At 66.3% G+C, this 11014-nt stretch carries 11 protein-coding genes and 1 tRNA gene; 10 read left to right on the top strand and 2 right to left on the bottom strand.

Annotated features, from left to right (window positions below; genetic code table 11):
• Window positions 1-51: 51 nt before the first annotated feature.
• Entirely contained in the window at window positions 52-549 is a 498-nt protein-coding gene (locus ASF52_RS16075; protein ID WP_056174216.1) for an outer membrane protein assembly factor BamE, read from the bottom strand.
• A 209-nt stretch (window positions 550-758) separates the two neighbouring features.
• Here ASF52_RS16075 and ASF52_RS16080 point away from each other — a divergent pair, with 209 nt between their 5' ends.
• The 10 genes from ASF52_RS16080 (at window position 759) to ASF52_RS16125 (ending at window position 10776) form a co-directional block, all read left to right on the top strand.
• The gene (locus tag ASF52_RS16080) at window positions 759-1328 is read left to right on the top strand and encodes a ubiquinol-cytochrome C chaperone family protein (RefSeq protein WP_056174218.1); all 570 of its coding nucleotides are present in this window, start codon (window positions 759-761) and stop codon (window positions 1326-1328) included.
• A complete protein-coding gene (locus ASF52_RS16085) occupies window positions 1325-1834 on the top strand; it encodes a YceD family protein (protein WP_056174220.1) in 510 nt (169 codons plus the stop codon). Before ASF52_RS16080 ends, ASF52_RS16085 begins: the two co-directional genes overlap by 4 nt.
• A gap of 167 nt (window positions 1835-2001) precedes the next feature.
• Window positions 2002-3036 carry a phosphate acyltransferase PlsX gene (gene plsX / locus ASF52_RS16090; protein ID WP_056174222.1) on the top strand — a complete coding sequence of 345 codons (1035 nt, stop codon included), beginning with the start codon at window positions 2002-2004 and terminating at the stop codon, window positions 3034-3036.
• 28 nt (window positions 3037-3064) lie between these two features.
• Window positions 3065-4042, top strand: a complete 978-nt coding sequence (locus ASF52_RS16095) for a beta-ketoacyl-ACP synthase III (RefSeq protein ID WP_056174224.1) — start codon at window positions 3065-3067, stop codon at window positions 4040-4042.
• A gap of 95 nt (window positions 4043-4137) precedes the next feature.
• Window positions 4138-4461: an integration host factor subunit alpha gene (locus ASF52_RS16100; protein WP_056174941.1), complete on the top strand. Its 324-nt coding sequence runs from the start codon at window positions 4138-4140 to the stop codon at window positions 4459-4461.
• An 8-nt stretch (window positions 4462-4469) separates the two neighbouring features.
• A complete protein-coding gene (locus ASF52_RS16105) occupies window positions 4470-4994 on the top strand; it encodes a MerR family transcriptional regulator (RefSeq protein ID WP_056174226.1) in 525 nt (174 codons plus the stop codon).
• A gap of 143 nt (window positions 4995-5137) precedes the next feature.
• Window positions 5138-5581, top strand: coding sequence for a hypothetical protein (locus ASF52_RS16110; RefSeq protein WP_056174944.1), 444 nt, complete (start codon window positions 5138-5140; stop codon window positions 5579-5581).
• A gap of 202 nt (window positions 5582-5783) precedes the next feature.
• Window positions 5784-7736 carry a PrkA family serine protein kinase gene (locus ASF52_RS16115; RefSeq protein ID WP_056174228.1) on the top strand — a complete coding sequence of 651 codons (1953 nt, stop codon included), beginning with the start codon at window positions 5784-5786 and terminating at the stop codon, window positions 7734-7736.
• 93 nt (window positions 7737-7829) lie between these two features.
• Window positions 7830-9131: a YeaH/YhbH family protein gene (locus tag ASF52_RS16120; protein WP_056174231.1), complete on the top strand. Its 1302-nt coding sequence runs from the start codon at window positions 7830-7832 to the stop codon at window positions 9129-9131.
• Window positions 9132-9204: 73 nt separating this feature from the next.
• The gene (locus ASF52_RS16125) at window positions 9205-10776 is read left to right on the top strand and encodes a SpoVR family protein (RefSeq protein ID WP_056174233.1); all 1572 of its coding nucleotides are present in this window, start codon (window positions 9205-9207) and stop codon (window positions 10774-10776) included.
• Window positions 10777-10912: 136 nt separating this feature from the next.
• Here the strand turns inward: ASF52_RS16125 and ASF52_RS16130 are convergent.
• Window positions 10913-10989: transfer RNA gene (locus tag ASF52_RS16130), tRNA-Pro, on the bottom strand.
• Window positions 10990-11014 lie beyond the last annotated feature (25 nt).

Consider the following 11014-nt stretch of genomic DNA (forward strand, 5'->3'; position numbering starts at 1 on the left):
TGGTGCGGAAGCGGCCTCGATGGAAGCGTGACAGCGAGGTCGAAGGCGCTCTTACTGCCCGGCGCGTGCGCCCGGGACGACGCTGGCGCCCTTCCCGCTGCCGAAGGGCTCGTACCGGGTCAGACCGCGGAAGAGTTGCGAGATGAAGGCTCGGTCGGCACCGCTCGTCGGGGTCGAGCGCTCGATGAAGTCGAACACCTTGCCGTCCTGCAAACCGTAGAGCGCCACGCGCTCGACTTTGAAGGCCGGGGTGAAATACACGGCCGTGACCTTCTGGTCCTCGATCTGCTCGCCGAGGAACAGCACCGTACGGCGGGTGTTCTGGCTGATGTAGTACCAGCTCTTGTTGCCCACCGTGGACACCGTGGAGGGGGTACCGAGGATCGTCAGCACCTGCTCGGCGCTCATGCCGGGCTTCACCGTCGCCAGGGCGGCCTGATCGATCTGATAGCCGTGGCGCAGATCCTCGCCGATGCAGCCGGCGAGCCCGGTACCGATGAGGCCCAGGACGGCAAGGCGCGCGAGCGACGGAACGAAACGGCGCGACATCGACCACCCTTGATCTTGCTGAAGAACTGAACGCGTCTGCGGCCTCGAGCCCGACACGGCGACGGATCGCCCGCGGAAGCCGCAAGACGGTTGCACCTTGACCATGCGTTGCCGTACCCCGGGGTTATGGTTTTGACAAGGCAAGCGGGGCCACACCCGGCCCTTCCGCAGCGTCCGCGGCGCGCTGTCCACACGGGAAGGGGAGGCGCATGATCGGCCGTCTGTTCGGGCGAACCAGCCCCCGCGAACGCATGATCCGTGACCTTCACGTGCGCATCAACGCCGCCGCGCGGGTTCCAGCCCTCTACACCGCCCTTGGCGTGCCCGACACGGTAGAGGGGCGCTTCGAGTGCTTGAGCCTGCACGTGATCCTGGTGCTGCGGCGGCTCAACCGGCTGCCCGAGCCCGCGGCGGACGTGGCGCAGGACCTCATCAACGCGATCTTCCTCCAGCTCGATTCGTCCTTGCGGGAGAGCGGGATCGGTGATTTCGGAGTGCCCAAGCGCATGAAGAAGCTCGGTGCCGCCTTCTACGGCCGAGCGGCCGGCTACGATGCGGCCCTCGATGCGGGCGATGGGGACGCTCTCGCGGGGGCACTGGCCCGCAACGTCCTCGGTGGTGCTGCACCGGCTGACGCCGCGGACCTCGCACGCTACGTGACGGCGAGCGACCGGCTGCTCGCGAGCCTCGACCTCGACGCCCTCGTGGACGCCGGGCCACGCTTCGCCGCCATCGAATCCGCCGCCCAACCGGCGAACCAATCGGGAGTTTCGCGATGACACGGGATCAGGCGGTCGGACCGCTTTCACGCTCGATCCGGGTCGACCGCATGGCGCGCGCCCAGGGCGACTTCATCGTGACGGCGACGCCGGAGGAATGCGCGGCGCTCGCCGCCGATTTCGGTATCCCGGGGATCCGCGACCTCGTCGGACGCTTCCGCGTCGGCGGCACCCTGGAGAACCTGTCGGTGACGGGTTCCGTCGAGGCAGTGGTGACCCAGATCTGCACGGTGAGCCTCGACGAGTTCGAAGCGCCCGTGCACGAAACCGTCGATGTGGCGTTCACCGATGGCGAGATCCCGACGGGACACGACGCCGAGGAGATCGACGTGCCCGATCCGATCGTCAACGGACGCGTCGATTTCGGGCTGCTGACCGCCGAGTTCCTGGCCATGAGTCTCGATCCGTATCCGCGGAAACCCGGTGTCACGTTCGCCGAACCCGAGCCCGACGCCGACGGAGCGCCGCTCGCGGGCCTGCGGGCCCTGCAGGGCGGCAAGGACTGAGCAGTCCTTTAGGCGGCTCAATCGACCGCTTTGCCTCCATCGGGGCAGATTTCGTTTGCCCGGCGGGCGCGAGTCGCTATTTTCCGCCGCGCCGTGACCGAGGCCGCCCCGATCCGGCCCTCGTCCGCGCGCGCTTTCTCGTTCACGAGGCCTTCGGCGAACTTCATATGTCTCAGAGAGTGTGCATCTCGCTCGACGCCATGGGCGGCGACCACGGCCCAACCACGGTGGTACCGGGCGCCGCCATCGCCCGCGAGCGCCATCCGGAGATGACGTTCCTGATGTTCGGCGACGAGGCGATCCTGGCCCCCCTCGTCGAAGCCGAGCCGCGCCTGAAGGGCGCCGTCGAGATCCGTCACACGGCCCTGGCGATTGCGATGGACGAGAAGCCGAGCCAGGCCGTGCGCACCGGGCGTGGAAAATCCTCCATGTGGAAGGCGATCCAGGCGGTGAAGGACGGCGAGGCCGATGCCGCCGTCTCGGCCGGCAACACCGGCGCCCTCATGGCCATGTCGAAGATCTGCCTCAAGACGCTCGCCGGCATCGAGCGCCCGGCCATCGCCTGCCTGTGGCCCACCGTGCGCGGCGAGAGCGTGGTGCTCGACGTCGGCGCCACCATCGGGACGGATGCCGACCACCTCGTGGAGATGGCCCTGATGGGCTCGGCCATGGCCCGCATCGTCTTCGATATCGACCGGCCCACCGTCGGCCTTCTCAACGTCGGCACGGAGGAGATGAAGGGCAACGAGGCGGTGAAGGAAGCGGCCCGCCGCCTGCGCGAGGCCGACCTGCCGAATCTGAGCTATCACGGCTTCGTCGAGGGCAACGATCTCGGCCGCGGCACCGTCGACGTGGTGGTGACGGAGGGCTTCACCGGCAACATCGCCCTGAAGACCGCCGAGGGCACGGCCAAACAGATCGGCACCTACCTGCGTGCGGCCATGAGCCGGACCCTGTCGGCCAAGATCGGATACTTCTTCGCCCGCCAAGCGTTTAAGGCTCTGCGCGAGAAGATGAACCCGAGCCGGGCCAATGGCGGCGTGTTCCTCGGCCTGGAGGGCATCGTGATCAAGAGCCACGGTTCGGAGGACGCGCACGGCTTCGCGGCCGCCGTCGACCTCGCCCACGACATGGCCCGGCACGACCTCATGCGGACCATCCGCGACATGCTCGAACTGACACCGGCGGGGGCCTCGGCATGAGGCTTCTCGGGTGGTCGAGGACACAGCGATGACGTGCCTGCGCTCCGTCGTGGTCGGCTGCGGCTCCGCCCTGCCGGCCCGATGCGTCACCAACGACGAGCTCGCCAAAACCGTCGAGACCTCGGATGACTGGATCGTCCAGCGCACGGGCATCCGCCAGCGCTACCTGTCGGACGCGTCAGAGACGACCTCGCTGCTCGGCACCCGCGCGGCGCAGGCGGCCCTGGACGACGCCGGTCTCACGGCGGCCGACATCGACCTCGTGATCTGCGCCACCTCGACGCCGGACCACACCTTCCCGTCGACGGCCACGCAGATCCAGGCCGGCCTCGGCATGACGGGCGGCGTCGCCTTCGATCTCCAGGCCGTGTGCGCCGGCTTCGTCTACGCCGTCACCACGGCCGACAAGTTTCTCGTCACCGGCGCGGCCCGCCGTGCCCTCGTGGTCGGGGCCGAGACCTTTTCGCGCCTACTGGATTGGGAAGACCGCACCACCTGCGTGCTGTTCGGCGACGGTGCCGGCGCCGCGGTCCTCGAAGCCCGCGAAGGCGAGGGCACCAGCGCCGACCGCGGGGTACTCACCGCCAGTCTGCGTTCCGACGGACGCCATCGTGAAAAGCTCTACGTCGATGGCGGCCCCGGCTCGACGGGCACCACCGGGCACCTCCGCATGACCGGCAAGGAGGTGTTCCGTTTCGCCGTGGGTTCCGTCACGGATGTCATCGACGACGCGTTCCGGGCGTCCGGCACAACGGCCGAGGACCTCGACTGGTTCGTGCCGCACCAGGCCAACCGGCGGATCATCGAGGCGTCGGCCGACAAGCTCGGTATCGCCCGCGACAAGGTGGTGCTCACCGTCGACCGGCACGGCAACACCTCGGCAGCCTCGATACCCCTCGCCCTCGACGTCGCCCGCAAGGATGGGCGGATCAAGGATGGCGACCTCGTGATGATCGAGGCCATCGGCGGCGGCTTCACCTGGGGTGCGGCCCTGATCCGCTGGTGAATCACCCGCACGGTTGACCCCGGCACCAACGCCGATTAGCGTGCCCTCTCAGACAGATAAGCAATAAAACACGAATCGATGCCGGGGGTATGCGCATGTCGGGAAAGACGGTCACACGCGCCGATTTGAGCGAGGCCGTCTATCAGCAGGTCGGCCTCTCGCGCACGGAATCCTCGGCTTTGGTCGAGACGGTGCTGTCTGAAATCTGCACGTGTCTTGCCAGTGGCGAGACGGTGAAGCTGTCGTCGTTCGGGTCCTTTGTGGTTCGCAGCAAAGGGCGGCGTGTCGGCCGCAATCCGAAAACCGGTGTCGAGGTGGCCATCGAGCCGCGTCAGGTCATGGTGTTCAAGCCGTCGAACGTGCTCAAAGCCCGCATCAACGGGCTGAATGGCGCCGGTGATCACGACGACGACGAATGAGGACTCCGATGTCGTTGGCCGCCGCCGACCCCCGCGACACGCCGGACCGGGCCGCTCAGGAGAAGAGTGCGACCGCCTTCCGCACGATCAAGGAAGCGGCCGACGAGCTCGAAGTTCCTCAGCACGTTCTACGCTTCTGGGAGACGCGGTTCGCGCAGGTCCGCCCGGTCAAGCGGGCCGGCGGACGGCGCTACTACCGACCCGACGACATCGACCTCCTGAAAGGCATCCGCAGCCTGCTCCACGGGCAGGGCTACACCATCAAGGGGGCTCAGGCGATCCTACGCGAGAAGGGGCTCCGCTTCGTCCAGAGCGTCGGGCGTGGCGAGGCCGAAATCGCTGCGGCGTCCCCACCCGAGAACGACGGACCCGAGGAGCTGGATGCGCCTGGGATCGACGGATTGCCCGATGATGCCCGTCCGGTTCTCGAAGCCGTCCTCGACGACCTCTATGCCTGCCGGTCGATCCTGAACGATCTGCAACGCCTATCCGACATGGACGCGTCGACCGACGAGCCGGGGCCCCACCCCTGACGGCCCGCGACGGTCCCGGGACGGACACTGCCAAGTCCGATCGGGACCCTCGACGCGTCGCCTCCGCATCCCCACATCGCATGGACGCGTTCGCCCGCCCGATGCCCTCGCACGGGGACGCGGTCCGCGCCGGAGTGTTCTCGATGCTGCTTGCCCGTTCGACCGCCGCCCTCGTCGCCGGTCTGTTTCTCACCGCACCCGCCTTCGCGCAGACGACCGTGACCCGCAGCGAGACGGCCGCGCCCGGCAAGTCCGTGCGTCTCGCCATCGTGCCGAACCTGAAGAAGGACTGCACGGCCGGGCCGATGCCGGAGATCCGCGTCAGTGGTGCGCCGAAGAACGGGTCTCTCATCACCAAGGTCGGCAAGATCAAGACCCCGGCCAAGTACCGCTGCCCCGGCAAGGAAGCGGCCGTGCAGGCGCTCTTCTACCAGAGCAAGGACGGCTACACCGGTACCGACGAGGTGACCGTGGACGTCAAGGATTCCGACGGAAACGTGCAGACCCAGAACATCCGCATCACCGTCGACGGGTCGAAGAAGGATGCGCCCGCCAAGGATGCGACGAAGGCCGGCACCGACCTCTGAGGCGGACGGAACGCCCACGAGCCGCGCCGTCGCGCATGGTCTGGCTCGGGATCGCCGGGCGCTCGACGATCCCCTGGAACGAGCGGCGTGACACGCGACACAGGCTGGCCCCGTGCGATGATCGCACTGCGACAAAACTGGGCCTGTCAGTTGCATCTCAGCCGAGACAGGATGAAGCTGTCGCTGTCGTGAGGGGATCGGAATGCCTATGCCGTCGACGAACGACCTGTTCCAGAGCTTCGCCCGTGGTTACGAGGCGCGCCGCGATACGGAGATGAGCCTCTCCGAATTTCTCGAAGCGTGCCGCGACGAACCGCTGATGTACGCTACGGCGGCCGAGCGCATCCTCGATGCGATCGGCAAGCCGGAATTCGTGGACACCGCCAAGGACCCGCGCCTCGGCCGGGTGTTCATGAACCGCACGATCCGGGTCTACCCGGCCTTCTCCGAGTTCTACGGCATGGAGGAGACCATCGAGCGGATCGTCTCGTTCTTCCGGCACGCCGCACAGGGCTTGGAGGAGCGCAAGCAGATCCTCTACCTCCTCGGCCCCGTGGGTGGCGGCAAATCCTCCCTCGCCGAGCGTCTGAAAGCCCTGATGGAGGTTCACCCCATCTATGTGCTGAAGGCCGGCAATGAGGTGTCGCCGGTGTTCGAGAGCCCGCTGGGGCTGTTCGACCCCGAGGTGATGGGGGCCGAGATCCAGGAACGCTACGGCATCCCGCGCCGTCGTCTCACCGGGCTCATGAGCCCCTGGGCGCTGAAGCGCCTGGACGAGTTCAACGGCGACATCTCGCAGTTCAAGGTGATTAAGGTTCGGCCCTCGCGCCTGCGCCAGATCGGTATCGCCAAGACCGAACCAGGCGACGAGAACAACCAGGACATCTCCAGCCTCGTCGGCAAGGTCGATATCCGGCGCCTGGAGACCCTGAGCCAGGCCGATCCCGATGCCTACTCGTATTCCGGCGGCCTCAACCGCGCCAACCAGGGCGTCCTCGAATTCGTTGAGATGTTCAAGGCGCCGATCAAGATGCTGCACCCGTTGCTCACGGCGACGCAGGAGGGCAATTACGTCGGCACCGAGAATATCGGCGCAATCCCGTTTACGGGCATTATTCTGGCCCACTCGAACGAATCCGAGTGGCAGACCTTCAAGGGCAACAAGAACAACGAAGCCTTCATCGACCGCATCTACGTCATCAAAGTGCCGTACTGCCTGCGGGTAACGGAAGAACAGCGGATCTACGAGAAGCTAGTCTCCGGCTCCGAGCTGTCGCAGGCCGCCTGCGCGCCCGGCACCCTCGAGATGCTGGCCCGGTTCTCGGTACTCTCGCGCTTGCGCGAGCACGCCAACTCCAACGCCTTCTCGAAGATGCGGGTCTACGACGGCGAGAGCTTGCGCGAGGTCGATCCCAGAGCCCGCTCGATGCAGGAGTACAAGGATTCGGCCGGCGTCGACGAGGGCATGGACGGGATCTCGACCCGCTTCGCCTTCAAGGTGATGGCCGCGACTTTCAACCACGACACCACGGAAGTCTCCGCCGACCCCGTGCACCTCATGTACGTGCTGGAGCAGGCCCTGCGCCGCGAGCAACTCCCGCCCGAGACCGAGAAGCGCTACCTCGAATTCATCAAGACCGAGCTGGCGCCGCGCTACGCCGAGTTTATCGGCCACGAGATCCAAAAAGCCTACCTCGAATCGTATCACGATTACGGTCAGAACCTGTTCGACCGCTATATCGACTATGCTGATGCATGGATCGAGGATCAAGACTTCAAGGATTCCGAGACGGGCCAATTGTTGAACCGTGAGCTTCTCAATCAGGAGCTTACGAAGATCGAAAAGCCGGCCGGCATCGCCAATCCCAAGGACTTCCGCAACGAGGTGGTGAAGTTCGCCCTCCGGTCCCGGGCGCAGCATGGTGGTCGCAACCCGTCGTGGACGTCTTACGAAAAACTGCGGGAAGTCATTGAGCGGCGGATGTTCTCCCAGGTCGAGGAGCTGCTGCCCGTCATCTCCTTCGGTTCGAAGAAGGATGGCGACACCGAGAAGAAACACGGTGAGTTCGTCGATCGGATGGTGGCGCGCGGCTACACCGAGCGGCAGGTTCGCCGACTGGTCGAATGGTACATGCGGGTGAAGCAGGCCGGATAGGACGATCCCGCGACGAAGGCGGCCGCCGTCAGGCGGCCGCTTCCGGCCCGTCGAAACCCGCGAGACTCTTGAGGGCGAAGGCAAACACACCGGATGCACATCGTCGACCGTCGCTTGAATCCCGGGGGCAAAAGCCTCGCTAACCGCCAGCGCTTCCTGCGCCGCGTGAAGGACATGGCCCAGCGCGCCGTGCGGGAATCCGCCCGCGAGAAGGACATCAAGGATCTCGGCAAGGACGGGCGCGTGTCGGTGCCCCTGGACGGGGTGCGGGAGCCGCGCTTTACACGCCAGGCCGGCACGGGACTGCATGACCACATCCTGCCCGGCAACAAGACCTACGTGGAGGGAGACCGCATCGAGCGCCCGCCCGGCGGCGGGGGCGGCAGGGGCTCCGGCGAGGGCGGGGAGGGCCAGGAGAACAGCGAGGACGCGTTCCGCTTCGTCCTCACCCGCGACGAATTCCTCGAACTTTTCCTCGAAGACCTCGAACTGCCGGATCTGGCCAAGCGCCGCCTCTCGGTGGTGGAGACGGAAGGGTTGCGGAGGGCCGGCTACACCGTGTCGGGCTCGCCCGCGAACCTCGCGCTCACCCGCACGCTGCGCAATTCCATGTCCCGGCGCATCGCCCTCAAGCGCCCGAAGCCCGATGAACTGGCGGCGTTGGAAGCGCGCATCGCCGAGACGCCGTCGAGCCATCCCGACCTGCCCGACCTGCTCCTGGCCCTGGCGGCCATGCGCGAGCGCACCAAGCGCATTCCCTACGTCGACCCGCTCGATCTGCGCTACCGCCGCTTCGAGGCCTATCCGCGCCCCGTGGCGCAGGCGGTGATGTTCTGCCTCATGGATGTGTCCGGCTCCATGACGGAGCACATGAAGGATCTGGCCAAGCGCTTCTACATCCTGCTGCACATCTTCCTGACCCGGCGCTACCGCCACGTCGAGATCGTCTTCATCCGCCATACCGACAAGGCGACGGAAGTGGACGAGGAGACGTTCTTCGGCTCGCGCGAGACCGGGGGCACCCTGGTCTCGTCGGCGCTGGTGGAGATGAAGCGCGTCATCACCGAGCGCTACGACCCCAACGACTGGAACATCTACGCGGCGCAGGCCTCGGACGGCGACAACGTCTCGTCGGACGGGCCGACCGCCACGGAGTTGCTCCGTGCCCATATCCTGCCCGCCTGCCAACACTTCGCCTATCTCGAGGTCGGCGACGAGAACGGTCCCCGCGCCGGCTTCGTCGAGCACCGCACCACCCTGTGGCGCACCTACGAGGGCTTGGCCAAATCCGGCGGCGCCATCGCCATGCGGAAGGTCAACCACCGGCGCGACATCTATCCGGTGTTCCGCGAGCTGTTCGGGCGCAAGGACGCGCGGGCGGAAGCGGAAGCCTGAGGCGACGACGGCTTTCTCCTCCCCGTCGCGGGGAGGGGAGGCGAGACGAACCGCTTGGGATCAGAGGACGACCATGGTCGGCAGCATCACCCGCCCCACGTTCGATCCGGTGCCGGGCGCCCGGACGCCCCTTTTCACCGGCAACGACTGGGACTTCGACACGATCAAACGAATCCACGACGCCTGCGAGGCCGAGGCGCGTGAACTCGGCCTCTCGTGGTACCCGAACCAGATCGAGATCATCACCGCCGAGCAGATGCTCGATGCCTATGCCTCCATCGGCATGCCGCTGTTCTACAAGCACTGGTCGTTCGGCAAGCACTTCGCCCAGCACGAGGCCAGCTACCGCCGCGGCATGATGGGGCTCGCCTACGAGATCGTCATCAATTCCAACCCGTGCATCTCCTACGTGATGGAGGAGAATACGGCGACGATGCAGACCCTGGTGATCGCCCACGCGGCGTTCGGCCATAATCACTTCTTCAAGAACAACTACCTGTTCAAGCAATGGACCGACGCCGACGGCATCCTCGACTACCTCGATTTCGCTAAGGGCTTCATCACCCGATGCGAGGAGCGCTACGGCCACGGGGCGGTGGAATCGGTTCTCGATGCCGCCCACGCCCTCATGAACCAGGGTGTCCACCGCTACCCGCGTAAGAAGCGGCCCGATCTGGCGTCCGAGCAGCGGCGCGAACGGGAACGGGCCGAGCACGGCGAGCAGGTCTACAACGACCTCTGGCGCACGCTGCCACAGAAGATCGCCGGCGTGCGCCCCGACCTCGCCGTCGAGCGCCGCAAGGCGCTCCTCGAACTGCCCCAGGAGAATCTGCTCTACTTCCTCGAGAAGGCCGCCCCACGCCTCAGGCCGTGGCAGCGCGAGATCCTGCGCATCGTGCGCCTGGTGGCGCAGTACTTCTACCCGCAGCGCCAGACCAAGGTGATGAACGAGGGCTGCGCCACCTACTGCCACTATCGGATCATGAATTCCCTCTCGCAGAGGGGCCTCATCGGGGAGGCGGCGTACCTCGAATTCTTGACCTCGCACACCAACGTCATCCGCCAGCCGAACTACAACGAGCGCGGCTACGGCGGCCACAACCCCTACGCCATCGGGTTCGCCATGATGCAGGACATCGCCCGCATCGTGGAGCAGCCCACCGAGGAGGACCGGGCCTGGTTCCCCGACATCGCCGGCACGGGCGACGCCATGGCGACCCTGCGCGACATCTGGGCGAACTACCGCGACGAGAGCTTCATCGCGCAGTTCCTGTCTCCGAGGCTCATGCGCGAGATGCGGCTGTTCCATGTGGTCGACGATCCCGACGAGGCGGAACTGCGCGTCGAGGCGATCCACGATGAGCGCGGCTACCGCAAGATGCGTCGCTCCTTCGCCCGCCAGTACGACGTCGCCTGGCTCGATCCGGATATCGAGGTGATGGATGTGGATCTCGAAGGCGACCGCCGCCTCATCGTGCACCACAAGGCGCTCAACCGCATCACTCTGCAGAAGGACGACGCACGGCGGGTGCTCCAGCACCTTGCCGACCTGTGGGGCTATGACGCCATCCTCAGGGAGATCGATCCGGCAACGGACGACGTGCTGGCCGAGCACCACGCCAGCGCCCGGCCGACCTTCTTCTGATCGACCCGTTGCCGCGCGCATTGGCGGCGGGCGGCGGTGAAACGAGAGACGCGACATGAAAAAGGCCGAGGTGCGATGCACCTCGGCCTTTTCTCGGAGCGGCAGATCCAGCCTTCGGCTGTTTCCGTGCTTTGATTGGTCGGAGTAGCAGGACTTGAACCTGCGACCCCCTGTCCCCCAGACAGGTGCGCTACCGGGCTGCGCTATACTCCGTCAGATCGCTCCGAAATACGCCGTT

This window comes from Methylobacterium sp. Leaf112, from assembly GCF_001423295.1.
Classification (GTDB): Bacteria; Pseudomonadota; Alphaproteobacteria; order Rhizobiales; family Beijerinckiaceae; genus Methylobacterium.